Origin of the sequence: Caballeronia novacaledonica (assembly GCF_900258035.1) — a bacterium.
In the GTDB taxonomy this organism is placed as follows: Bacteria; Pseudomonadota; Gammaproteobacteria; order Burkholderiales; family Burkholderiaceae; genus Caballeronia; species Caballeronia novacaledonica.
On the sequence record NZ_OGTP01000012.1, the window covers coordinates 23167 to 47161 of the forward strand.

A 23995-nucleotide genomic window follows, 5' to 3' on the forward strand; every position below is an offset into this window, starting at 1 on the left:
ACGGAATTCACGGAGAAGGGCAATGGACAACAGCAATGGTACGAACAATCACGCACCGATGCCGGTGGCGTTCTTCGGCATCGGCGTCGGTTTGCTGGCGCTCGCGGGCGCCTGGCGCGCGGCGGCCCGCGTCTGGACGATGATTCCCGGCGCGGTGCCCGCGCTGCTGACGGCGACGGCGCTCGTCGTCTGGGTCGCGCTGCTCGTCGCGTACGGGCGCAAGTGGCTCGTCGAACGCGATGCGGCTGTCGCCGAGATGCGTCATCCGGTGCAGTCTTCGTTCGCGGCGCTCGTGCCGGTGTCGGCGATGCTCGCCGCGCAAGCCGTGCAGACGTATTCGCGCGGCCTCGCCATTGCGCTCTTCGTGATCGGCGCGGCGAGTTCGCTCGCGCTCGGCGTGTATCTGCAAGGGCGATTCTGGCAAGGCGGCCGCAAGCCCGAACTGACCACGCCCGCCATCTACCTGCCGACGGTCGCGCCGAGCTTCGTCGCGGGAACGGCGGCGGCAGGGCTCGGCTTCACGCAGATCGGCATGCTGTTCTTCGGCGCGGGCGTGTTTTCGTGGCTCGCGATCGAATCGATCGTGCTGCATCGCGCCGCCGTGCATGAACCGCTGCCCGAAGCGCTGCGCCCGAGCCTCGGCATTCAGCTCGCGCCGCCGGTCGTCGGAGGCGTGTCGTATCTCGCGATCACGCACGGCGCACCCGATACCTTCGCCTACATGCTGCTCGGCTACGGCCTCTATCAGGCGCTGATGCTCGCGCGGCTCGTTCCGTGGATTCGTCAATCGACGTTCACGCCTTCGTACTGGGCCTTCAGCTTCGGCGCGGCCGCATTGCCGACGATGGCCATCCGGATGCTCGAACGCGGCGCCACGGGACCGATGGTGTGGATCGCGCCGGTTGCGTTCGTGGTGGCGAACGTGGTGATCGGTCTGATGATCGCGGGAACGGTGCGGGCGATGGTGCGTGGCAATCTGCTTCCGGCAGCAACGCCCGCTTTGCCCGCGAACGTAACGCCCATCAAGGTCGCGGGCTTGCGTTGAATTTCATCGGCGGGACATCACAAGATCAACACTTCGCCCGCCCGCAAGGCACGTAACGAAACCCCGGGCAACGCGGCGCGCAGTTCATCCAGAATCTGCGCGCCGTGCGGCGGTTTCAGATGCGAGATCAGCAACTCCGCTTTCATTTGGACGCCGCGCAGATCGTCCGCGACAAGACTCGGACAATAGTGATGCGCCGCATGCGCCAGCGCGATCTGCGCGTCGGGGTACGCGGTCTCCACGATCACATGACGCAATCCGGGCAACGCGCAAACCGTCGCCCAGAATTCGGGATTGCTCGTCGTATCGCCGCTGAACGCGAGGCACGCCGTATCGCTCGTTATCGCAAAGCCCATCGACGGCACCGTATGCCGCGCAGGCAATCCCGTCACCGTGCGTCCGTTCAACGTGACATGCTCGCCAGTCTCCAGCGCTTCGAACCGCACGCCGGGCGCATCCGGTGAAGGAATCCGCGTGAAGTCCGGCCAGATCAGGTTGTTGAAGATATGCGCCTGCAAGATGTCGAGCGTCGCGCGGCTCGCGTGGACGGTGACAGGCGTATCGCGCGCGTCGCCGACGGCGTCGATCATGAGCGGCAGATACGCGATGTGATCCAGATGCGAATGCGTGAGAAACACGTGATCGACGAGCGCGAGTTCGTCGTCGGTGAGCACGGCGACGCCTGTTCCGGCATCGATCAGGATGTCTTCGTCGACGAGCAGCGCGGTCGTGCCGCCGGGATCGTGCGCCGCGTCCGAAGCGCTGCTGATCGCGCCGCTACAGCCGAGTACCCGAACGTTCATGATGCGCCCTGCCTGATGTATTTACTTGGTATCGAATGCGCTGACGCAATCCCAGTCCTCGGGCAACGCGACGCCGCGCAGCGCATCGATACGCTTGCGATAGATCGCATACACCTGCCGCTCAGGATACTGCGCCGCGAGCGTCGCGAGTAGCGTTTCCGCTTCGTTCCACTCGCGCGCGCGATAGTGCGAAAGCGCCGCGTGCCAGCGCGCGAGCGCATCGGCGTGTTCGTGCGGCGGCTGCGGCTCGTACACCGCGATCGGCGCGACGCGTCCCTTCACGCGCACGCGATCGATCTCGCGGAACACGACGTCCGGCACCCGCTCGCGCGTCGCCTCGCCGACGATGATGTCGATATCGAAGCGCCGCGTGAGTCCTTCGAGCCGCGCCGCGACGTTCACCGCATCGCCCATCACGGTGTACGCCTTGCGCACGGACGAGCCCATGTCGCCGACTGTCATCGGTCCCGTGTTGATGCCGATGCCGATCCATAACGTCGGCCAGCCGCGCTTCGTCAGCGTGCGGTTCAGTTCGACGAGTGCCGTGCGCATGCCGAGCGCGGCGGCGACCGCATGACGCGCATGATCCGGATCGTCGACGGGCGCGCCCCAGAAGCCCATGATCGCATCGCCCATGTACTTGTCGAGCGTGCCGCGATGCGCGCGGATCACCTCGGTCATCGTGCCGAGATACTCGTTCATCAGTTGCGCGAGCGCTTCCGGCTCCAGCGTCTCGGCGATCGCGGTGAAGCCGAGCACGTCGCAGAAAAGCACGGTCAGTTCGGCGCGGCGGCCCGCCATGCTGTAGTCCTCGGGATGGCGGCTCATTTCCTCGACGAGTTCCGGCGGCACGTATTGCCCGAAGAGCGCGGCGAAATAGCGTTTCGCGCGCGCCTCGACGAAATAGCCGTAGGACATGTTGAGCACATAGAGCGCGAGCACGGCGAGCAGCAGCGACGCCACCGGAATCGACCAGCCGAGGCGCGCGAACGCGAAGAGGTCCGCCGCGACGATCGCCGCGAACAGCAGCGCGCTGAAGAGCGTCGCGCGGGCGGGAATGCGCCACGGCCACAGAAAGATCATCGCGAGACCGGCGAGCACGAGCATCGACGTTTGCAGCGCGGCCGCGAACGGCGGCTCGAAGCGGATCGTGCCGTCGAGCATGCCGCCGATCAGGTTCGCGTTCACCTCGACACCCGGATACACCTCGCCGACAGGCGTCGTGCGCTGATCCATCAGGCCCGGCGCCGTGGTGCCGACGAGCGCGATCTTGCCCGCGAGCGCGCCCGCCGGAATGCGCCCCGCGAGCACGTCGGCGATGGAGTAGTACGGAAAGCTGCCCGTCGCGCCGCGATAGGGCACGAGCGCCGCGCCGTTTTCATCGACGGGAATGACGCGCGTGCCGCGCGGCGTCGCGAGCGCAAGTCCCGCCAGCGGCGAGGCAGGATTGGCGGGATCGTCGAATACGGGTCTCACCGAAGCATCGCCGAAAAGCGCGCGGAACACTTCGAGCGAGAGCGCGCCGTACACGCCGTCGCGAAACGCGGTGACGAGCGGCACGCGCCGCACGGAGCCGTCGAAGTCGATCACCGGATTGAAATAGCCCGCGCGCCGCGCCGCATGTTGCAGCGCGGGCAGGTTGCCGCCATAGCTCGTCCAGTCGAAAAGCGTGAGCGGATGCGTGCCGAACGCGCGCTCGCTCATCAACGGCGACGGAATCGCGCCGCTCGACGCGTCCTGATTCGAGAAGTAAAACCCGAGCACGACGGGATGGCCCGCAAGTGCATCGGCGAAGCGCTGGTCGTAGTCGAGGCGCGGCGCGAGCCGATCGAGCGCCTGGCGGTAAGCGGCGTTGTCCGCGAGCGCGCCGCGTGCGAGTTCGTCCAGCACGGCGAGGCCCGAGCTCGCGTCGGGTTCCGCGAACACCATGTCGAAGCCGAGCACCGCGATGTGCTCCCGCGCAAACAACGTATCGACGAGTGTCGCCATGCGCGCGCGGTCCCACGGCCAGCGCCCGAGTTCCGCAAGACTCTTTTCGTCGATGTCGAGGATCGCGATGCGCGCGTCCGTCGTGCGCGGCATGAAGAGGCGCACTTTCGCGTCGTAGAGCATCGCGGAGAGCGAATCGATGAAGCGGATGTCGTAGCGCGAAAGCGCGTGTCCCGCGAGCGCGACGACGATCGCGAGCCCCAGCGCCCAGCGCGCGCCCGAGCGTCGCAGCACGAACGCGAGCGGCTCGCGCGTGCTCATTGCGCCGCCCGGATCTGCTCGTTCGCGACGAGGAGCCGCGCCGCCAGCACGCGCGCGACGAACTTGTGCATGCGCGCGGCGAGCGCGGGATTGTCGAGTTCGAGGCGCCTGAGCGTCGACAAGGCGAGGCGCAGCACGACGGTCGGCTCGTCGGCGATCACGTCCGCGCTGCGCTCGGCGCCCGTGTAGGCCGCCATTTCGCCGACGATCGTGCCCGCGCCGAAGCTCCTCAGCCGCAGCGTGCGTCCTTCGCCGACCGAGAGCGCCACCGTCACGCGGCCCGTTTCGACGAAGTAGATCGAATCGCCGGGCTCGGCTTGCCGGAACACGTATTCGCCGGGCGCGAGCGTGAGCGTGTCGAGATGCGGGCGCAATGCGTCGAGCGTATCCGGCAGCGTGGAGCCGAACGCGCCCGCGCTCGCGGCGGGCATCCGGTTCGCGTCGCGGGCCGCGTCGAGCAATTGCGTCTCGATCCATTCGAGTCCGCTGTCGAGATCGCCGAACGCGCGCGGATTGCCCGGATGATTCGGATCGGGGTTGCTTTCCGCGAACCACGCCAGCAGCGAGGGCGAAAGCCCGGTCAGGACGATCTGCACGTTCAGGCGCGCGCACGCCTGCCGCAGCCGCACGAAGCTCGCGGTGCCCGATGCGTCCACGCCGTGCACGCGCGCGAAGTCGACGAGCACGAAGCGCACGCCGGCGCGCCGGCCGTTCGCATCGGGCGGCGCTTCGATGCGCGCGCGGATATGCGTGAGAATCGAATGCGCCGTGCCGAAGAACAGAAAGCCCTGCAGCGCGACGCCGTAGATCGCGTGCGCTTCTTCGTCGAGCAAGCGGTTCTCCTCGACGGTGCGCTCGACGTTCGAACGCCGCCCGCGGCCGTCGAATTCGAGACGCAGGCAATTCACGCGCCCATAGCGCACGACGAACAGCAGGCACGCGGCGATCACCCCGAGCACGACGCCCGCGACGATGCCGTACGCCGCGATCATCGCCATGATCGCGGGAATGAGCAGATAGTCGTGCCACGGCAGGCGGCGGAAGGCCGCGATCAGCCATTCGATCAGCATCGCGAGCCCGATGAAGATCTGCAGGCCGATCAGCACGGGCTTCGGCAACAGCGCGAGCACCTTCGGCAGGCCCGCGACCAGAACCAGCGAGAACAGCGCCGCGAGCACGCCCGCGCGCCGGCCCGTCACGCCCAGGCGCCAGTTGGTCATCGTGCGGGTCATCGACTGCGTGCCGACCAGTCCGCCGAGCAGTCCGTTCAGCAGATTCGCGAGGCCCGCCGCGTGCAGCTCGCGATTGAAGTCGACGTCGCGCGCGGTCGTGACGCCGATGCTCGTCGTGTTGAGCAGCACCGTCATCGACGAAACGGCGGCGACCGCCAGGATCTCCGGCGCGTGCGCGACGAGCGCCGGCAGCGACGCCTGCGGCAAGAGCGAGAAGGGCAGGCGCATGCCGCCGATCGGCTCGTAGTGAAAGAGCAGCCCCATGCGGCGGGCGTCGTCGAGATTCAGGCCTTTCGATGCGAGGCCGCCGTAGAAGATCGCGGTGCCGAGCGCCATCATCGAAGGCAGCACGATCACGTAGTAGCGCGAAAGCGCCCTGATGCGCGTCATGACCAGAAGGCCGATGCCCACGACCAGCGCCGGCACGCTCGAGAGCCACGGCAACTGCATGAAGAGATGCCACGATTGCGCGCTCACGGGCGCATCGGTGAGCACGCGCATCGCGCCGGCGAGGAGCAGCAGGCCCGTGCCCGCGAGAAAGCCGCCGATCACCGGAAACGGAATGTACTGGATCGCGTTGCCGCGCTTCCAGAAGGCGAGCGCGAAGAGCAGCGCGCCCGTCGTCAGCGTGGAGGCGGCGATCAGCACGAGCACGGTGGCGAGCGCGATTTCATCGCCGCCGCCCGCCGCGTGCACGGACATCGCGACGGCCGCGGCCAGCGTCGCGAGCAGCGCGCTCGCGTTCGAGTCGGGGCCGGCGATCACGAACGGCACCGAGCTCGTCAACGAGACCACGAACAGCACGACCACGCAGCTCAGGAGCGCGGTCGGCATGCCCGCCGAGATCCACGGCGAGAGGCCGGCGGAGAAGATCATCGCGCCGTAGCCCGCCGCATAGGACAGCGCGATGATCGCGGTGAGCACGCCCGCGAGGGCGTCGACGGGCAGCGACGAAAGCCGGCCGTGAAAACGCGATGCGCAAGCGCCGGACGTCTCTCCTGAAGCTCGCATGAATTCCTTTTCTCCGCTGCTGTTGCCGCCCGTGCCGGATTCACTGACATGACGCCGACGGCACCACCGGCGCCACGCGCGAGGCGGGCAGCACGCCGAACGGCAGCCGCGGGCTCACGACGATCGCGCCTTCGCCCGCGCGCACGATCTGCCTGTCGACCTCGTTGATCACGACGATCTGCCCGTCGTAGACGACGATCTGATCGCCCTTGCAATCCGCGTTGCCGCCGGGTTCGAGGTTCGCGCAATCGGTCACGGAATATTCGGTGCCGCGTATGCCGATGGTCGAAGTCGGCGTCTTCACGCGATAGTTCTCCGGCTTGCCTTCCTTCGCGACGAGCCCGTCGACGGCGCGCAATCCGCCTTTCACGAGCGACAGGAAGCTGCGGTCTTCCTGCGGCGCGTTCGCCGCGTAGTGAAAATCGTCGACGCGAAACACCGAGCCCGGTTTCAGGTACACGCGCTGTTTGTCGGTGAAGATCATCACGATCTCGGAGGCGACGCCGGTCTGCACGGTGTCGCCGTTTTCGATACCGCCGCCCATCGCCGCGACGCGCTGCGCGCCGTTCGCGCCTTGAATCGCGACGTTGCCGACGAGCGCGGTGATCGTCGCGACCGGCTCGGCCGAGGCCGCGCGCGCGGTCATCGCCAGAAGCAGAAGAAGGAGGAAGTGTCGGGCGCGCATCATGATCGGTTTCAGAAGGACTTCGTGAGCGCGACCCAGAAACGGTTCGCGTGGCCCGTGCCGAGCGTCGGCGGCACGTAGCCGAGCGTGTGCGCGTAGGACATCGACAGCAGAAACTCGTGCGGCGCGGCGAACGTCGCGCCGACGCCCAGCCCCGACAGCCGCACATGATTGCTGCCGGCCACGACCGGATGCGCAACGATCTTGCCGTCGGCGGTATCGACGAAGCCCGCCAGCGTGACGAGCACCGGCACGAGCGATTGCCTGATCGTCTGCCGCACTTCGAAGGTCGCGACATACGCTTCGTCGACGGGCGCGTCGCCGGTCGCATAGGCGCGCACCGCGTACGGGCCGCCGAGCGAAATCTGCTCGGACGAGTCGAGATTGCGCGAGGTCGTCTGGCCGTTGAGCGAGACATAGAGCTGCGTGCCGTTGGCCTGATCGCCGATCACCTGCGTATGCGTCACGGCGAAGACGAGCTTCGTGAACGAGCCGGCGATCTGCGAGGCGGTCTGCACCGGCTGCGGCGACTTGAAGCGCAGGTTGCCTTGCTGGATGCCCGTGTCGAAAGTCGTGATGCTCTTTTCGAGCGTGAGATTGCCCGACACGCCGAGGCGCGCGACATCGCTCGTCTTGTCGCTGACGGAATCGAACGCGCCCAGATGATCCGACAGCAGCTTGTGGTCGTAGCCGAGCGTCGTGTACACGTTCGCCGCCGGCGAGCGCACGAGCGGATAGCTGAAGAACGTCGAGACGACGTTCGCGCGGCCGTAGGCATCGAGATCGTCGAACTGGCCGCCGACCGAATAAGTGGAGCGCGTATAGCCGGCGCCCCACGCGAGACCGCTTCCGCCGAGCGGCACCGTGTAGCCGATGTTGCCGTAGAACTGCCCGGTGATCGACCCGAGCAGCCGCGCCGCCAACTGATCGCCCAAGCCGAGCGGATTGTTCCACTGCAGCGCGCCGATGAGACGCGCGGTGCCCGTCGTCGTCTGGCCGTAGTTGTCGGCCTGCACGCTGCCCGCCAGCGGCCGCGCGTTCGGCACCCGCAGCGTCATGTCGGAGGTTCCGGGGAGAAGTCCCGGCGAGATCGTCGCGTTCGCGCCCGTCGTGCCGGCGGCGTCCTGCGCGAGCAGCGTGGCGCGCGTCAGCGCGTGCTCGTCGATGACGTCGCCCGTCTTGAGCGCGCCGAAAAATCGCGCGATGACGGCGTCGCGGGTACGCGACTGATTGTCGATGTCGATACGCCCGAAGCGCCCCTCGCTCACCGCGATGCGCACGATGCCGTGGTCGATCTGCTGCGGCGGCACATAGGCCCGCGCCACCAGATAGCCGTGCCGGCGATAGAACCCGCTGACGCGATCGGCGGCGCTCTCGAGATCGTCGAGCGAACGGTTCGCGCCGATGAGCGGACGCACGACGTCGAGCAACTCCGAAGCGGGGAAGAGCGTGTTGCCGGTGAACTCGAAGCCCTTCACCTCGAAGCGAATGCCGCCGGGCGCGCTCGAAGCGGGCGGCGGCTCGGGCGCGGGCGTCACGTTCAGACGCAGGTCGGAAGGCGGCAACGGCGCGGGCGCCTGCTGCTGCTGTTCGCGCAGGACGCTGCCCGCGTTCGGCAGCGCCTGGGCGTGGGCATCGCGCATGTCGCGCGCCGTCGCGGCGAAGAGCGTCGCGAACAGCACGGCGAGCCGGCGCGACGCGCGCGAGCGGCGTCGTTCGCGGGGCCCGAAGCGTTGCACGCGCCTGGGCCTCACATGCGGCATACGTGACCGGGCCATGCGTCGTCCGGCAGGCGGCTGCCGTCGCTCGACGAATCCGTGCGCTGCTGCACGAGCGGCGCCGACTCCGGCTGAAGCCCGGGCGCCCCGATGGACGGCGGCACGGGATTGGCGGCGTCGGTGCGCACGGAATCGAGAATATCGGGCAGCGTCGCCGCGGTCGTGACGACCGGTTCCGGCGTCACCGGCATTGGCGGTGTTGGCGGCGTGACCGGCTGCGCGGGCGGCGGCTCGGACGGCGGCACGGGCCGCGCGGGCGCGCCCGCGATCCGGAGCGTGCCGCCTTGCGTCGTGATCTTGTAGCCGGTCGGGCCGCCTGTCGCGGTGATGGTGATCGCGTAGGCGCCGATCGCCGCGCCCGGCGACGCGCCCGTGCTCGTCACGGTGAAGACGAAAGGTTCGTGGATCGACGGGCTGTCGGCGAACGCGTTGCCATAGTTCGCGCCGTTGTAGCGCAGCGCGATCGTCACGTCGTTCGGTCCGAGCGTGCGGGGCGTGTCGAACGGCACGTCGATGTTGATCGCGGTCAGCGTGACTTGCTGGAGCGCATTGAACGCAAAGCGGTTGCCCGGTGCCGACGCGGCGCGCGCATCGGCGCCGCCCGTGTACGCGTCGCCCCAGAGCGCGAGATTGCTGCTTTGCAGGCCGCCGAATGCGTCCGAATCCGGCGCGTCGGAGTAGACGATCCAGCGGCCGTTGGGCGTAGAAAGGGCACGCGCGCCCGCGCGATTCACGAAGGTCGTGGACGCGAGCGTGATGGCCGTGCCGCCCGCGCGGCTCGCGACCGGCGCGGCGAGCGTGAGCGACGGCGCCGTGAGCGTCACCGCGCCGCTCGCCGAGACGCCCGCCAGACCCGCGACGCTGCCGATGGTGAGCGGCGCGCTATCGTCGAGAGCGATCGAGCCGGCATCGGCGGCGAGCGTGCCGATGCGATTGCCCGCGTTCGTCAGTCGATAAACGCCCGTGCCGCCTTGCAGCGCCACATTGGCCGCTTCGATCGGCGCGCGCTGCGTGGCGGTGCCCGCCGTCGTCATCGCGAGCGTGCCGCGCGGCGCGCCGATGGGCGCGTCGAGCCGGATGCCGCTTTGCGCCGCGAGCGACAGCGTGTTCGCGCCGCGCCACGCGACCGGGCCGTCGATCAACACGAAGCCGAACGGCTCGAAGCCCGCCGGCGATGCGGCGCTGATCGACACATTCGTCGATTCGAGCACGCGCGAAAGCGTCGCACTCTGGATCGTGCCGAAGCGCTGTCCGAAGGCATCGTCCGCGCCGACGAGCGCCGCGAAATCGCTCGCGATGCGCCACGTTCCGGTTTGTCCGGAGGCTGCGGCCGTCGTGACCTGCGCGTCGGGCGCGACGCGCACCTGCGTGCCCGCCGTCTGGATGACGCCGCCGTTGCCGCCATTGGGCGCCGACGCGTCGAGCGTTCCGCCGACCTGCACGACGCCCGTTTCCGCGACGAGCCGGATCACGCCGTTCTGGTTCACGGCGCTGCGCGCGCGAATGATGCCCGTGTTGTTCACGACGTTGGCGAAGAGCGCGTCCTCGGCGCTCGCGGCGAGCCACGCCTGGCCGCCATCGGCCTGAATCAGCCCGTGGTTGGCGGCGAGCGCACGCAGCGCGCCGCGCTCCACCGACAGGCCGATCATGCTGTGGTCGCCGAGCGTGACGGCGATGCGTTCACCCGCCGCGAGCGCCGCGAAACCGTCGGGCGAATCGATCGTGCCGGCATTGATCGCGCGCGCGCCGATGAGCGCGACATAGCCGCCGGGCGCGCTCTGAATCGTGCCGAGATTCACGACCGCGCCGCCGCCGCGATGGTGATGATGACGCTCGCCGCCCGCGAACGTGTAATGGCCGCTCATGAAATCGTCCGTCGAGAGATTGAGCGACGACGCAAGCAATCCGCCGACGTTCACCTGCGCGCCCGGCCCGAAAATCACGCCGTTCGGATTGACGATGAACACCTGTCCGTTGGCGTCGAGCTTGCCGAAGAGCGCGGACGGGCGCGGCCCGACGACGCGGTTGAGCGCGATCGCATTCGCGCCCGGCTGGTTGAACGTGATCGATTCGCCGGGGCGCGTGCTGAACGAATTCCAGTCGATCGCGAGGCGGCCGCTGTTCTGCTGAATGGTGGTGTTCGCACCGGCGCTCGTCAGCGAGCCGGAACCCGCGACGACGCGCCCGCCGCTCGGCTCCGCGTGCACATGCGCGAACGCCGCGCTCAGCAGCGTGGCGGAGCAGAACCGCAGCACGGGGGACGCCGTGCTTGCGCGCAGAGCCTTGATCATGTCGGCAGACTCCTTTCTGTTGCGTGCATCGTCGTGACGAAATGCGGGCGCACCATCAAGCAGTTTAGTGTTCCGAAGCATGCTTGCAACTACGCGTTTAGCGAATGTTCGCAGTCTCTATTTGTCTTAAGGATGCGATGCCGGCGTGAGGTTCAGGCAGCTTCGCTCGCAAGCGTGCCTTCGACGAATTCGCGCAGAAAAGCGACCCACGTGCGGATCTTCGCATCGAGATACTGACGGGACGCATACATCGCGTAGATCGTCATGGACTGCAATTCCCATTCGGGCAGCACGCGCACGAGCGCGCCGCTTTGCAGCCACGGGAGCGCCGCGAGCATCGGCAAAGGGGCGATGCCGAGTCCGTTCGACAACGCGACCGCGAGCGCATCGGCGGAATTGACGCGCAGCCGGCCGGGTTCCAGTTCCACTTCGAATTGTCCGCGCGGGCCTTCGAAAACCCATCGGTCGACGGGGAAGAAGGTCGTCACGAGTTGCAGGCACGCGTGATTCGTCAGATCCTCGATACGCTGCGGCGCGCCCGCGCGCTTCAGATAGCCCGGCGATGCGCAGAGCACGCTCGGCATCGAGCAGATTTTCGTGGAGACGAGCGCGGAGTCGGGCAGGGTGGACGTGGTGACCTGTAGGAAGACGTCGAAGCCTTCGTCGAGCATGTCGGGCACATGCTGCGAAAGCGTCAGCTCGACGCGCACCTGCGGATGTTTCTCCAGATAACGCGTGAGCGCCGGGACGACGTAGTGCTGGCCGAAGGTGATCGGCGCGTGCATGCGCAGCACGCCGGCCGGCGAAACTTGCGCGTCGCCCGCTTCGGCCTCGGAGAGATCCACGAGTTCGAGGACTTCCTTGCAGCGGATGAGATAGCGGTTGCCGGCGTCGGTGAGCGCGACGCGGCGCGTCGTGCGATGCAGAAGACGCGTGCGCAGATGCGTTTCGAGTTCGGTGACCGCGCGCGATGCCTGCGCGGTCGTGATGTCCATTTGCTGCGCCGCGACGGTGAAGCTCGCCGCTTCTGCCACGCGCGCAAAGATTCTCATGCTCCGCAGTAAGTCCATCGGCCCGGCATCCGTTTGACGAAGCCGGAACTATCCCACGGCGGCGCAAGAGCGCGCAACCGACGCGGGCAATGCGGCCCGGTCCATCGAACCGCACATTCGTTTCAGGATTCACATCTGTTACAGCGCTTGTAACTCAGCGGGCAAGCCGCGCGGCTACGATGGATTCATGGCTGCATATGAATTCAGGATCGCATCGCGGTCTGCGTGACGGCCTTCTCGGAAGAGGACGACATGAACATCAAGGGCTGGGTCGGGGTCGGAATTGCGCTGTCGGCGGGGCTCGCCTGCGAAGCTGCGATGGCGGGCGTGAGCATCGGGGTCAATCTCGGGGTGCCGGTCGCGCCGGTTTATGCGGCGCCCGCGCCCGTGTACGCCGCACCCGCGCCTGTTTATGAAGCGCCGCCGCCTCCGCCGCCACCGGTCGTGTATCAGCCGGCGCCGGTTGTCGTCGCGCCTGCGCCTGCCATCGTCGTCGGCTGGCATGGCGATCGATATTGGGACGGTTATCGCTACTGGGGACGCCGCGACTGGTATGCGCATCACGGCGGCTATGGCTATCGCCACTGGTAAGCGGAGCACATCCGGGAGCGGGGCATCATCATGAAAACGTCATCTCGAACTCGAATCAGGGCGCTGATCGTGCCCGCGGCGCTGGTGCTGGCGGCGGGGCTCGGCGGCTGCGTGTATGCGCCGCCTTATGGCTATGCGCCCGCGCCGGCATATGGTTACGCGCCCGCCTATGGCTACGCGTATGGGCCGGGGTACTACGCGGCGCCGTCGGTGTCGCTCGGCATCGGCTTTTCGGGCGGCGGCGGGCACTGGCACGGGCGTTGAAACAGGCTCAACGAAGTGGAACGGCCGTTGCTGCGTTTTCTCTGATACTTCCGGAGAAAACGCACGATGGCTGAGCAAACCGTAAATCTCCTCGCGCAAGGCGCGCGCTGCGAGCACTTCATGCTGCCGCAAAACGGCTGGGTGCCGAACAACGCGCGTCTGCCGGTGCTCGTGTGGCGCGGCGCGATCGATCCCAAAGCGTCCGACGGCGCCGCGCGTTTCGAAGCGCTGTTCGCGCAGAACGGCTGGCCGCCGCAATGGCGCGACAGCGTCTTCGACTATCACCATTTCCATTCGACCGCGCATGAGGCGCTCGGCATCGCTTCGGGCGACGCCGAGCTGATTCTCGGCGGCCCGCACGGCCGCGTGATCGCGGTGAGCGCCGGCGATGCGCTCGTCCTGCCCGCCGGCACCGGCCATTGCCTGCTGACGGCGGGCCGCCGCTTTCAGGTGATCGGGGCGTATCCGCCGGGCCAGCAGTGGGACATCCGGCGCGACGCGATCAGCGAGAACGAGCGCATCGCGATGGAAGCATTACCGTTCCCGAAAAGCGATCCGGTCGCCGGAGAAGACGGACCGCTCGCGCGTCACTGGCACTGATTTACTTCGCGCACTGCGTCCGGCGCGCGCCGATCAACGGCACGCGCTTGACGACGCCCGTCGCGAGCGCGGTGCCGACGAGCACGATGGCGCATGCTATCGCCATGCCCGTCGACACGCGTTCGGCGAGAAAGAGCGCGCCCCACAGAATCCCGAAAATCGGAATCAGGAACGTGACCGTGATCGCGCGCGCAGGCCCGGCGACCGCGATGAGATGGAAGAACATCATGTAGGCGACGCCGGTGCACGCGACGCCCAGCCCGAGGACCGCGCCCCACGCGTGCAGCGACACCGCGCCCGCCGGCCAGAAGAAGAGCGCGAACGGCAGGAGCACGAGCGTCGCGGCGCTCATCGTGCCGGCGGCGACCGTCAACGAGTCGATGCCCATCAGATGCTTCTTCGTGTAGCTCGCCGCGACGCCGTAACTGGCCGACGCGGCCAGCGCGGCCAGCGCCGCGAGCGCGGTGGTCATCGGCGGGACGGGGGCGGCGCTCGCGTCGTGCATGAACATCTGGTTCCAGACGAGCGCGAGCACACCGGCGAAGCCGATCGCGAGCCCGGCGACGCGCATGCCCGTCAGCCGGTCGCTCAGCCACAGATACGCGACGAGCGCGCCCCACAGCGGCGTCGTCGCGTTGATGACGGACGTGACGCCCGCCGACAACGTGAGCTCCGCATACGCGAAAAGACAGAACGGCGCGGCGGAGTTGAGCACGCCCACGACGATGAGCGGCCATGCGCGCTCGCGCATCGTCGAGAAAGCCTGTCGCGCCGTGCCGCGCAACATAAGCATCAGAATCAGGAACACGGCGCCGATGCCGACGCGCAACGCCATCAGCGGCGCGACGCCGAGATCGTTCACCCCGACGCGGATGAACAGGAACGAGCCGCCCCACAGCGCGGCGAGAATGAACAGTTGAGCGAGATTGACGGGATTCATGGCGGGCTTCGCAAAGGGAGTCGGGAGACGAAGCCATCGTATCGGCGTGCGGCGGGCCGATGTTTCGGCCCGGCGTGAAACGAAAGATGCGGCGCTGTCGGCGCGGCTCGTTTTCGCCGCTTCTTTCGGGACGCTCGCCCGGCTTCGCTCTGCTGCAGGCATCGTAGGCGCGCGCACGCGGACGGACAAACGAGCAATTCTCACCGTTATGTGAGAAAAATTGTCATGCGCCGGGCGGCTTGCGCGGCGGCCGGCGCGCGGGTTGCCGTCGCGCGGATTCGGTGCGACTCTTGCATCATCGGAAGATGGATGAAAGTCTTGCAGCGCGATGGACGCAGTCAACCGGAGAAGAGCCATGGACAACGCAAACGGCAGCGCATCCACGATTCAATCGATGCAAACGGGCGATCCGCCGCTCGCGCGCCGCACCGTGACGAGCGCGATGGATGCGGCGCTCGCGCCCGGCATGGCGCAGGGGCAGGCCGCGAGCGTGACGCCGCTCACGCCGGGCGCGGCGCACAAGCCGGCGAGGTTCGCGCCCTATCACGTGCACGGCAGCGTGCTCGAAGGCGGCGACAGTCCGGCGGTGCTCGCGCAACCGGCCGCTGCGACGTCCGCGGGGCAGGGCAGCCAGTATCATCCGTCGCGGCCGATGCCCAAGCGCGCCCGCGATGTGCTGTCGAGCGCGCAGGATGTCGTCGCGATGCGGTACCGGCAGGCGAGGGAAGGCACCGACGACTACGTGCACGAAAATCCCTGGAAGTCGATCGCGCTGGCGGCGGTCGGCGGTTTGATCGTCGGTCTGCTGGCTGCGCGTTGAGTTGCTTGTTCGTCCGGCGCGATCGAGACAGCGGGCCTCATGTTTGCTGAACCTGCAGTACCGGCACGGCTTATCGCTGTGCCGGGCCAACATGGAAGAACGTTCGTACGATATCCGCACCGATAGGTGCGAAATATTCAACCCGCTGACCACGACACTCGCCGGGCCGCGGCGCGTGCTGATCGTGCATTCGGAATCGAACGTCGGCGATTCGTTTGCGCTGCTGCTCGCGATGCGCGGCTTCGAAGCCGTGCAAATCGGCGATGCACCCGGCGTCCTGCGGTTTCTGCGCACATGGCGGCCGCAAGTCCTGTTCGTGGATACGCTCATCGGCGAGGCACACGATCACGCACTGGCGCGCACGCTGCGCGACGTGTTGACGGTGGATCAAATGGAAGGCGAGGTGGCGCTGCTGATTGCGCTGGCCGCCGATGCCGGCCGCGATCCGCGCGATGTCCTTCATGCCGCAGGCTACGACGGTTTTTGCAGAACGCCGTGCCCGGTCTGGTGGATGTTCGACGTATTGAAGTGCTTCTATGCGCACTGACGCAGGCGGCGGCCGGCCGTTGAGCCGCCGTCCGCCGCGATATCTCAGACCGCCCGCGACGCCTTGAAGTCGCTGGTTTCCAATTCGACCGACTGGCCGTGGTTGCGCTCCAGTGCGCGCCGGGCTGCGTCTTCTATTTGCACGCGTCCTCCTTCGAACGCGGAGAGGAGATCGTGCGACGACGTCCCGCTGTTGCCGAAGTGATCGTTGAGCGCATCGAGGGAGACGCTGCACCAGACTTCGCGGCCGTCCACCTTGGCCTCGAAAGCGACACGCGCTGCCGCCACGACATGACGCCGCCCGCTGAACTCTATCGTCATCCTTATCACCTCCTGTTATTCGATCGGAACACGTTAAGCGCGATCATCGCGGGAACCGTAACGATGCAGCCCGCGATGGCGATGCCCTCGACCGCGCGCGGCCCTGCGCGCCACGCACCGTCGTCTTGCATCATACGCCCGCGATGCGCGGGACGTTCGAGACGGTGACTTTGCAATGGCCGTGCCCAGTCTAACGACAGCAGAGGCAGCCGCCGCGATGCGTCATGCCGTAGCTGCCGGCTTCGGCCGCGCCGTCGCCGGATGAAGCCGCGCCGCCCACGCGCGGTGCGCCGATCGTCACGCGCGCGGCCGTCGCGCCGCATTGCGGACACTTTGCGGGATCGTCGCGCTCGGCGATGCGGCGGACGGCTTCGAATGCGCCGCAATCCGCGCAATCGTAATCGTAGACAGGCATGACGTTTCCACTCGAAGGAAGATGGCTTGTCCGGTCAGTGTAGCAAGGGTTCCGGTTCGCACTCGCGATGTGCCGTGGCACCTCCATTGCTGGGACGAAAGCGAGACCAACCGCTTTGGAGGCCATTCTCATGAACCGCAATGCAAAGCTGCGCACCGCACTCGCGACGGCGCTCATCGCGACACTGCCGCTCGGTGCGCTCGCTCAAACCCAGGCAGCCAGCACGACCATGGCCAACGACCTGCCGCCGACGGACAAGGCGTTCGTGCAGGCGGCATCGTCGGCGGGATCGACCGAAATCGACGCCGCCAAGCTCGCCGCCAAGCAGTCGCAGGACAAGGACGTGCAAAGTTTCGCGCATCACATGATGGTCGATCACACCAAGCTCGCGACGCAGTTGAAGATGGCCGCGCCGCATGGCGTCACTGTGCCGATGGACAACTCGGACACGTCGGCGCTCGATTCGCTGAAGGCGCTTCACGGCAAGGAGTTCGATACCGCGTACATCCAGAAGCTGGGCGTGCAGGGCCATGAAGAGGCCGTGCAGGTTTTCCAGAAGGAAGCGAACGAAGGCCAGAACGCCAAGCTGAAGCAGGCGGCGCAAAAGGCGTTGCCGACTATTCAGCAGCACCTGAAGATGGCGCAGGAACTCGCCGCGAAGAAGGGCGTGCAGTGAGGCGAGGGCGTCGCGGAATCAGCGCGTGTCCTTGCGCAGCATGCGCAGGCGCGCTGCTTCGAGCGATTCGAACTTGCTGTCGGCTTCGTCGTAGACCGAGACCTTGCCGCGTCCGATGTCGTACACCCAGCCCTGAACCTGCAACTTGCCGAGCGCGAGCCTGCCGGCGACCGCCGGATGCGTGCGCAGATGCGTGAGTTGCAGGCGAATGTTCTCTTCGACCATCGCCTGGACGATGCGCTCTTCCTCCAGCTTTCTCGCCATCACGACGCTGCGCGCGGCTTCGGCATTGCGCAGCCACGCGTGGACGGTGGGCATTTCATCGGCGATGGTCGCGCCCGACGCGAGACCTTTCATCGCGCCGCAGTCCGAGTGCCCGCAAATCACGATCTGCCGCACGTTGAGCGCGAGCACCGCATATTCGACCACCGCGGACACGCCGCCGAGCATTTCGCCATAAGCCGGCACGATATTGCCGATGTTGCGGCACACGAAAAGCTCGCCGGGCCGCGTCTGCGTGATCATTTCCGGCGACACGCGTGAATCCGCGCACGTGATGAAAAGCGTGTGCGGCGCCTGCTGGCGCGCGAGGCTCTTGAACAGCGCTTCGCTGTCGGGGAATACGAGCCGGTTGAATTCGTCGGCGCCCTGGAGCAGGTAGAGGAGATCGGGCGTTTCCGCGCCGCCGCGTTCTTCGCGCATCGACTTGTCGGGCATCGTGTGGCCTTTGGTGTGCAATTGTGGCGCACGCGACGCGCGCCGCTTCAAACCGAGAGCTTGCGGGGTTTTGAGATGGATCGCAAGAGGGCGTCGAGCGAGCCCGTCCGAGCGTTTTCCGCCGATCATCCGATGTCTGGCGCGGTTTGTTTCGATTTGCGCAGAACTGCATGTTTTTGTCGCGAATTTTTTAGCCGTTTAGTTCGTTCGGCGTCATATCGCGTCCTTTCAGGAACAATGCGGGTCGGCTGCCCCAATCACTTCGGTTTTTCCGAACCGAAGCGCTCAAAATCTCGCATTTTTCGATTTCGGTCCTTCCGTTAGATTGTCTTTCATTGAAAGCAATCAGAAAGGAATCGACATGAAATGCCCGGTCTGCCCCGACACGGAACTGCTGATGACCGTGCGCGAGGGCATCGAGATCGACTATTGCCCGCAATGCCGCGGCGTGTGGCTCGATCGCGGCGAGCTCGATCAGATCATCCGGCGCGCGTCGCAGGTGTCGCTCGCGGAAGCGCAGGCGAGCGAGCGCGACGAATGGCACGAGCGCGGTCACGAGCGCGAGCATCGCACGCATCGTCACGAGGGTTACCACTACGGCGATCAGCGCGGCAAGCGCGAACACGCGCGTCGCAAAAAATCGTTTCTCGGCGATCTCTTCGATTTCGATTGAAGGTGACAGAGCGCTTTTTTGAAGTGCAACGGACAACAGCAACGGAGAACGGCAAATGGCTACGGTGAAGCAAGTCCTGAAGGCGAAAAGCGACACGACGGTTCACACCATCGATGCGGAAGCGAGCGTGTTCGAAGCGGTCGCGCTGATGTCGAAGGCGGAAGTGGGCGCGCTCGTGGTCACGGTGGGCGACGCGGTGTGCGGCATCGTCACCGAGCGCGACTATGCGCGCAAGGTGATTCTGCAGGACAAGGTCTCGCGCACGACCACGGTATGCGAAATCATGAGCGCGCCCGTGATGGCCGTGGGCCTCAGAACGAACGCCGACGAATGCATGACCCTGATGACGCAGCAGCGCATCCGTCATCTGCCGGTGATCGAGGGCGGACGGCTTATCGGCATGATTTCGATCGGCGACATGGTGCGGCATCTGATCGAGGAACAGCAGTTCGCCATCGACCAGCTCGAAAGTTACGTGCGCGGCCCGCGCCACGACACGCCGACTTGTGCGCTCACGCGGCGCAGCCCGATTCCGCAGACGCTCGCGGCAAGGTTCGCGTAGGGGCGATGTTTGGCCGGTTTGGCGCGGTTTGCGGTTGAGACGCATCGCGGTGCGTCTCTGATCTGCAAGACGCGTTTGGACTTGGGACCTACATCAAAAAAATTGATAATTTATCTTATGTAAACTCAAACCCGCAGCCGAATCAACCTCATCGATCCCATCACTTCAACTCCCCAGCCCGCCCCAACAAGAACTCCCGCTCCCGCACATTCTGCGCAAGCGCCGCCGCGCGTTCGAACTCTGCGCGCGCCTCGTCCTTGCGTCCGAGCTTCGCCAGCAAATCGGCGCGCACGCTCGGCAACCAGTGATAGCGCTTGAGCGCGGGCGTCGCCGATAGCGCATCGACGATCGGCAGCGCCGCTTCCGGCCCATACGCCATGCTCACCGCGACCGCGCGATTCAACTCGACAACCGGCGTCGGCGCCGTTTGCATCAGCGCATCGTAGAGCGCGACGATCATCGGCCAGTCGGTGTCGGCGGCGCTCGGCGCGCGCGCATGGCACGCCGCGAGCGCGGCCTGCAGCGCGTAGACGCCGCGCGCACCGCCGAGCGTTTCCGAACGCTTCAGCGCCGCAAGCCCGCGCCGGATCAGGAGCGGATCCCAGCGGCTGCGGTCCTGATCCGGTAAAAGCACCGGCCGGCCTTCCCGATCGACGCGCGCCTTCGTCCTCGACGCCTGAATCTCCATCAGCGCGGCGAGCCCGTGGACCTCGCTCTCGTCCGGCATCAGTTCGGCGAGGATGCGCCCGAGCCTGAGCGCGTCTTCGCACAGGCCCGGACGCATCCAGTCGTCGCCGGCGGTCGCCGAATAGCCTTCGTTGAAAATCAGATAGATGACTTCGAGCACCGAGCCGAGCCGCGCGACGCGTGCGTCGGCTTTGGGCACCTCGAACGGCACGCGGGCCGCCGACAACGTGCGCTTCGCTCGCACGATGCGCTGCGCGATCGTCGGCTCGGGCACGAGAAACGCGCGCGCGATCTCGTCGGTCGTGAGTCCGCCGATGAGACGCAGCGTCAGCGCGGCGCGCGCATCGACGGACAACACCGGATGACACGCCGTGAAAATGAGCCGCAGCAGATCGTCGCCGATGTCGTCTTCGCGCGCGGCATCGAGCGCATCGACGAAATCGGGCGTGATGTGCGCTTCCTGCGCGTCGAGGTCGCGCCCGTATTCCTCGTGCTTGCGCGCGTGCAGCGCGTGCTGACGCAGACGGTCGAGCGCCTTGTTCTTCGCTGTCGTCATGAGCCACGCTCCCGGCTTGTCGGGCACGCCCGCGCCCGGTTGGCTCCAGTGCTCAAGCGCAGCCACGAACGCGTCCTGCGCCAGTTCCTCCGCGAGCGCGACATCGCGCACCACGCGCGCCACGCTCGCAATCACCTTCGCGGATTCGATGCGCCATACCGCGTCGATGGCGCGCCGGGCCGCATCGTCCGCCGCGCGTGGCTCGTGCGCGCGCCCGCTCACGCCGCTTCCGGATTCATGTGCACGAGTTCCCAGATATGACCGTCGAGATCCTCGAAGCCGTGGCCGTACATGAAGCCGTGATCCTGCGGCTCGCGCGGCGCGCGCCCGCCCGCGGCGACGGCCTTCGCGACGATTTCGTCGACTTCCGCCCTGCTCTCGCACGACAGGCACACGAGCGCCTCGGTGCTCGCGTGGGCATCGGCGATCGGCTTTTCCGTGAAGGTCTGGAAGAATTTTTCGACGAGCAGCATCGCGTAAATGTTTTCACCGATGACGAGGCACGCGGCGTCGTCGTTCGTGAACGCCGGGTCGAAACTCAGGCCGAGTGCCTTGAAGAAGGTCATCGAACGCTTGAGGTCGCGAACCGGAAGGTTCACGAAAATCTGCTTGTGCATGGCAAAGGTCTCCGGGGTTTTCAATACCACGACGAACGGCGCGCCGGAAAATCGACACGCTCAAGCGTAGCAAGGCCCGATTTTGCGGACTTCGACGGTGCACCACTGCGCCGCCGGGCATTCGGCCGCCATCGCGACGGCTTCCGCCTGCGTTTCGCAATCGATCAGGAAGAAGCCGCCGATCATTTCCTTGGCTTCGGCGAACGGCCCGTCGATGACGCGCGTGTCGCCATCGGCGTTCGTGACGCGCGCCGCATCCTTCATCGACGTCAGCGATTCGACCGCGCGCAGCACGCCGCGCGCCTTCAGCGTATCGGCGAATTCCGCCATCTGGCGATACGCCTCGCGCCCCTCTTCCTGCGTGCGACGGCCGCGCTGTTCGACCGGTTCCACCACGAGTAGCAGATAAGCCACGACGAGCCTCCGTGTGTTTTTCGATGCGGTCAAGTCTATCTCGATATTGACAAGTCGAGACACACGCATCGATACTGCGGCACATGCACGCAGCCCTCATTGTCTCCATCGCCGCGATTAAAAACCGTATGAACGCCATCCGTGGCGGGTCATCGGGACAGCGTGTGCGCTAGCGAGACAGGCAAGCAAACAGATTCCGAAGGCCCCGCCGCAAGACGGGGCCTTCTTGTTTTTGCGTGCAAGGTTCCGTCTTCGGCTCACATCATGGAGAGCAGAGATGGAAGAGGTATCGCAGGTTTTCGCGCGGCATGGCGTCGGGCACGGCGTGGCGTCGGGCCGGCTGAGCGCATCGGGCGCGCGTGTCGTGGTCTATGTCGAAGTGCATCCGCATCAGATGATCTCGTGGCGGCTCACGCGCGATGCCGAACTGCGTATCGGCGACGCATCCGCGTGTTCGCTCTGGCTCACGCGTCATCGCGATCCGTACGACTACTGGATGAAGCCCGGCGATGTCGTGCGTCTCTCGCGTGGCGAGCGCGTATGGCTTACTTCGGACAGCGATCGGGCTGTCGAGGTGTCGCTCACGTCGTATCGGGCGGCTAAGCGCGGGTTCGTGTCGCGCTGGCTCGCGAAGCACTGGCCGCGCCTCGCGGGCGGGCATGCGAACGCGCTCTGAGAACGCGGCCGCTCAAGGCTCCACGCAGCGAAAGTTCGTCGCGCTATTGATGCTGCCCTTGCCGAGATAACGCGGATAGTTCGGATATCGGCAGATCGGCCGCGTGCGTCCGTTGGTGGCGGGCGCGATATCGCTGCCGACGAGCGTTTCCGGCGCGACGCCGTTGCTCACCCATTCGTCGAGCGCGCCGAGTTCGTCCCACGCGGGAATGAACACGCCGTTGCCGTGCTGAAAACCCGGCACCATGTAGAGCCGCATGAAGGCGTCGACGATGTCCTTTCCGTATCGATCGATAAGCCCGCGATAGAACGCGATCGTCTGGTTCGGGCTGATGACTTCGTCGGCGAGGCCGTGCATCGCGATGAGCTTGCCGCCATGCGCGATGAACGCGGAGAAATCCGGGTTCATCGCGCCGACCGTGTACGCGAGCGTCACGAGGCGCTGCCTGAAGCGGCCGGGATTGTCCAGGTCGAACGTGAGCGCGCCGAGACCGGGATCGCGCGTGACGAAGTGGCGGACATACGCGTCGCCTTGCGCGAAAAGATAGCCGTTCGCGGCGAACGTCGGCGGATTCAGGAGCGTCGGCGAGTCGCCGAGCCCGAGCGTTCCCGAGAAATCGACGCCCTGAAACACGTTGTAGCCCGGATAGCTATCGAGGCCGTACGCGAGCGGATACGGCAGCGTGACGCCGTCGCGCAGCGTCTGAAGCGTGTCGATTTGCGCGTCGGAGAGACAACTGTCGCGCAAGGAAGGACGCTGCCCGTTCGCGCAACGCAGCGACGCGATGATCTGCGGCTCCAGCTTCCTGCACGCCTCCACGTTGCCGACGATGCCGTCCGCCGCGCCGTCGAGCCGGTCGCATTCGTGCACGACGGTTTCGAACACGCGCCGCTGCTGCGCGACGCCGACGAACCCGCCCGGCTTCGCATACGACGCCTGGCCGACTCGCACGCCCATCAAGCGCACGCCGGAGAAGTTGATCGCGGGCGCGTTGGCGATCACGCCGTCGTAGTCGTTCGGAAAGCGCTCGATCACGGTGAAACCTTCGCGGCCGCCCGTCGAGCCGCCCGCGAAGTAGGTTTTTTCGGGCGTGCGCCCGTAGCCCATCTGGATCAGCGCGAGCGCGACGTCGCGCGTTTTCTTCAGATGCCCGAAGCCGAAATTGACGATGGCTTCGTCGTTGCCCGCGAAGTCCGCGCGGCCCGCGTTGCCGACGTGACCCGAATCCGAGCCGAAAGTGGCGTAGCCGCGCGCGAGCGGCGTCGAGTCGGGGGCGAAAGGCATCGGTTCGGTGCCGGAGACGATCGTGCCGTTGTAGCCGCCGCCGCCCATCTGCAGCGCGCGGCCGTTCCAGCGGCTCGGCAGATTCACTTCGAAGCGGATGTCGGGCGTCGAGTCCTGCAACGCCTTGATGAAGCCGGTGACGCGGCAATATTCGCCGTTGCGGTTGCCGGGCGCGGCCGCCTTGACGACCCACGCGGAGACGATCGTCGCGCCGCGCGTCGGCAAGCCGATGATCGACGCGGGCACGTTCTTGCCTTCGAGGTCGTCGCAATGCTTCGTCACGTACGAGGCCGCGTGGGCGTTCGAACACGCCGCGAGCGCGACCACCGCGAGGAGCGCACGGATACGGGAGACATCGAAGGAAAGTAGGCGGCAGAAGCGAAACACGTCTTTGGAAGTGGCTACTTCAAACGCCGCACAATATATAAGAACCGATTTACGATAACCATTCGGGTCTGCCGGCCGTTGCAGCGGTGCAACCGGCTTCCC

At 66.5% G+C, this 23995-nt stretch carries 25 protein-coding genes; 10 read left to right on the plus strand and 15 right to left on the minus strand.

Translation table 11 applies throughout. The features are described from left to right. Window positions 1-22: 22 nt before the first annotated feature. On the plus strand, window positions 23-1045 hold the full coding sequence (gene tehA / locus NOV72_RS17805) for a dicarboxylate transporter/tellurite-resistance protein TehA (protein ID WP_106855923.1): 1023 nt from the start codon (window positions 23-25) through the stop codon (window positions 1043-1045). A 17-nt stretch (window positions 1046-1062) separates the two neighbouring features. Here the strand turns inward: tehA and NOV72_RS17810 are convergent, their stop codons facing one another. From NOV72_RS17810 to NOV72_RS17840, 7 genes are all read right to left on the minus strand, one after another. Then, window positions 1063-1848 carry a 3',5'-cyclic-nucleotide phosphodiesterase gene (locus tag NOV72_RS17810; RefSeq protein WP_106855924.1) on the minus strand — a complete coding sequence of 262 codons (786 nt, stop codon included), beginning with the start codon at window positions 1846-1848 and terminating at the stop codon, window positions 1063-1065. A gap of 21 nt (window positions 1849-1869) precedes the next feature. Then, window positions 1870-4098 (minus strand): CHASE2 domain-containing protein, encoded by a 2229-nt coding sequence (locus tag NOV72_RS17815; protein WP_106855925.1) that lies wholly within the window; start codon window positions 4096-4098, stop codon window positions 1870-1872. After that, window positions 4095-6341 (minus strand): SLC26A/SulP transporter family protein, encoded by a 2247-nt coding sequence (locus tag NOV72_RS17820; protein WP_106855926.1) that lies wholly within the window; start codon window positions 6339-6341, stop codon window positions 4095-4097. Before NOV72_RS17820 ends, NOV72_RS17815 begins: the two co-directional genes overlap by 4 nt. Window positions 6342-6381: 40 nt before the next feature. Continuing rightward, the gene (locus NOV72_RS17825; protein ID WP_106855927.1) at window positions 6382-7029 is read right to left on the minus strand and encodes a FecR family protein; all 648 of its coding nucleotides are present in this window, start codon (window positions 7027-7029) and stop codon (window positions 6382-6384) included. 8 nt (window positions 7030-7037) lie between these two features. Continuing rightward, a complete protein-coding gene (locus NOV72_RS17830; protein WP_245933078.1) occupies window positions 7038-8804 on the minus strand; it encodes a ShlB/FhaC/HecB family hemolysin secretion/activation protein in 1767 nt (588 codons plus the stop codon). Further along, window positions 8777-11095 (minus strand): two-partner secretion domain-containing protein, encoded by a 2319-nt coding sequence (locus tag NOV72_RS17835; protein WP_245933079.1) that lies wholly within the window; start codon window positions 11093-11095, stop codon window positions 8777-8779. The genes NOV72_RS17830 and NOV72_RS17835 overlap by 28 nt, the downstream gene beginning before the upstream one ends. Before the next feature lie 152 nt (window positions 11096-11247). Further along, a complete protein-coding gene (locus tag NOV72_RS17840; protein ID WP_106855929.1) occupies window positions 11248-12165 on the minus strand; it encodes a LysR family transcriptional regulator in 918 nt (305 codons plus the stop codon). A 234-nt stretch (window positions 12166-12399) separates the two neighbouring features. Between NOV72_RS17840 and NOV72_RS17845 the strand changes: the two genes are divergently transcribed. From NOV72_RS17845 to NOV72_RS17855, 3 genes are all read left to right on the plus strand, one after another. Further along, complete coding sequence (locus NOV72_RS17845; RefSeq protein ID WP_106856038.1) at window positions 12400-12738, plus strand: hypothetical protein; 339 nt, start codon at window positions 12400-12402, stop codon at window positions 12736-12738. Between the two features lie 30 nt (window positions 12739-12768). Then, window positions 12769-13002, plus strand: coding sequence for a hypothetical protein (locus NOV72_RS17850; RefSeq protein ID WP_245933080.1), 234 nt, complete (start codon window positions 12769-12771; stop codon window positions 13000-13002). Window positions 13003-13068: 66 nt separating this feature from the next. Continuing rightward, a complete protein-coding gene (locus tag NOV72_RS17855; protein WP_181291092.1) occupies window positions 13069-13602 on the plus strand; it encodes a cupin in 534 nt (177 codons plus the stop codon). A 1-nt stretch (window position 13603) separates the two neighbouring features. Here the strand turns inward: NOV72_RS17855 and NOV72_RS17860 are convergent, their stop codons facing one another. Further along, on the minus strand, window positions 13604-14542 hold the full coding sequence (locus NOV72_RS17860) for a DMT family transporter (RefSeq protein ID WP_106855930.1): 939 nt from the start codon (window positions 14540-14542) through the stop codon (window positions 13604-13606). Between the two features lie 355 nt (window positions 14543-14897). On the opposite strand from NOV72_RS17860, the gene NOV72_RS17865 reads away from it, so the two are divergent. Both NOV72_RS17865 and NOV72_RS17870 read left to right on the plus strand, forming a co-directional pair. After that, entirely contained in the window at window positions 14898-15362 is a 465-nt protein-coding gene (locus tag NOV72_RS17865) for an ElaB/YgaM/YqjD family protein (RefSeq protein WP_106855931.1), read from the plus strand. Between the two features lie 91 nt (window positions 15363-15453). Continuing rightward, window positions 15454-15909: a response regulator gene (locus NOV72_RS17870; RefSeq protein ID WP_106855932.1), complete on the plus strand. Its 456-nt coding sequence runs from the start codon at window positions 15454-15456 to the stop codon at window positions 15907-15909. 44 nt (window positions 15910-15953) lie between these two features. Here the strand turns inward: NOV72_RS17870 and NOV72_RS17875 are convergent, their stop codons facing one another. Beyond that, a complete protein-coding gene (locus NOV72_RS17875; RefSeq protein ID WP_106855933.1) occupies window positions 15954-16229 on the minus strand; it encodes a DUF1488 family protein in 276 nt (91 codons plus the stop codon). A gap of 190 nt (window positions 16230-16419) precedes the next feature. Further along, on the minus strand, window positions 16420-16644 hold the full coding sequence (locus NOV72_RS17880) for an FmdB family zinc ribbon protein (protein WP_106855934.1): 225 nt from the start codon (window positions 16642-16644) through the stop codon (window positions 16420-16422). A gap of 130 nt (window positions 16645-16774) precedes the next feature. Here NOV72_RS17880 and NOV72_RS17885 point away from each other — a divergent pair, with 130 nt between their 5' ends. Continuing rightward, window positions 16775-17320, plus strand: a complete 546-nt coding sequence (locus NOV72_RS17885) for a DUF4142 domain-containing protein (RefSeq protein ID WP_106856041.1) — start codon at window positions 16775-16777, stop codon at window positions 17318-17320. An 18-nt stretch (window positions 17321-17338) separates the two neighbouring features. Here the strand turns inward: NOV72_RS17885 and NOV72_RS17890 are convergent, their stop codons facing one another. Further along, entirely contained in the window at window positions 17339-18037 is a 699-nt protein-coding gene (locus NOV72_RS17890; protein ID WP_106855935.1) for a carbonic anhydrase, read from the minus strand. 361 nt (window positions 18038-18398) lie between these two features. Between NOV72_RS17890 and NOV72_RS17895 the strand changes: the two genes are divergently transcribed. Continuing rightward, a complete protein-coding gene (locus NOV72_RS17895) occupies window positions 18399-18710 on the plus strand; it encodes a TFIIB-type zinc ribbon-containing protein (RefSeq protein WP_106856042.1) in 312 nt (103 codons plus the stop codon). A gap of 55 nt (window positions 18711-18765) precedes the next feature. Beyond that, entirely contained in the window at window positions 18766-19272 is a 507-nt protein-coding gene (locus NOV72_RS17900; RefSeq protein ID WP_106855936.1) for a CBS domain-containing protein, read from the plus strand. A 160-nt stretch (window positions 19273-19432) separates the two neighbouring features. On the opposite strand, the gene NOV72_RS17905 is transcribed toward NOV72_RS17900, so the two are convergent. Genes NOV72_RS17905 through NOV72_RS17915 form a run of 3 tightly spaced genes read right to left on the minus strand, consistent with a single transcriptional unit; the run spans window position 19433 to window position 21546 of the window. Further along, window positions 19433-20737, minus strand: coding sequence for an RNA polymerase sigma factor (locus NOV72_RS17905; protein WP_106855937.1), 1305 nt, complete (start codon window positions 20735-20737; stop codon window positions 19433-19435). Further along, on the minus strand, window positions 20734-21132 hold the full coding sequence (locus tag NOV72_RS17910) for a VOC family protein (RefSeq protein WP_106855938.1): 399 nt from the start codon (window positions 21130-21132) through the stop codon (window positions 20734-20736). The genes NOV72_RS17905 and NOV72_RS17910 overlap by 4 nt, the downstream gene beginning before the upstream one ends. A gap of 60 nt (window positions 21133-21192) precedes the next feature. Beyond that, window positions 21193-21546: a YciI family protein gene (locus NOV72_RS17915; RefSeq protein ID WP_106855939.1), complete on the minus strand. Its 354-nt coding sequence runs from the start codon at window positions 21544-21546 to the stop codon at window positions 21193-21195. 277 nt (window positions 21547-21823) lie between these two features. Between NOV72_RS17915 and NOV72_RS17920 the strand changes: the two genes are divergently transcribed. Further along, a complete protein-coding gene (locus NOV72_RS17920; protein ID WP_106855940.1) occupies window positions 21824-22222 on the plus strand; it encodes a DUF2917 domain-containing protein in 399 nt (132 codons plus the stop codon). 12 nt (window positions 22223-22234) lie between these two features. Here the strand turns inward: NOV72_RS17920 and NOV72_RS17925 are convergent, their stop codons facing one another. After that, the gene (locus tag NOV72_RS17925) at window positions 22235-23893 is read right to left on the minus strand and encodes a tannase/feruloyl esterase family alpha/beta hydrolase (protein WP_106855941.1); all 1659 of its coding nucleotides are present in this window, start codon (window positions 23891-23893) and stop codon (window positions 22235-22237) included. Window positions 23894-23995 lie beyond the last annotated feature (102 nt).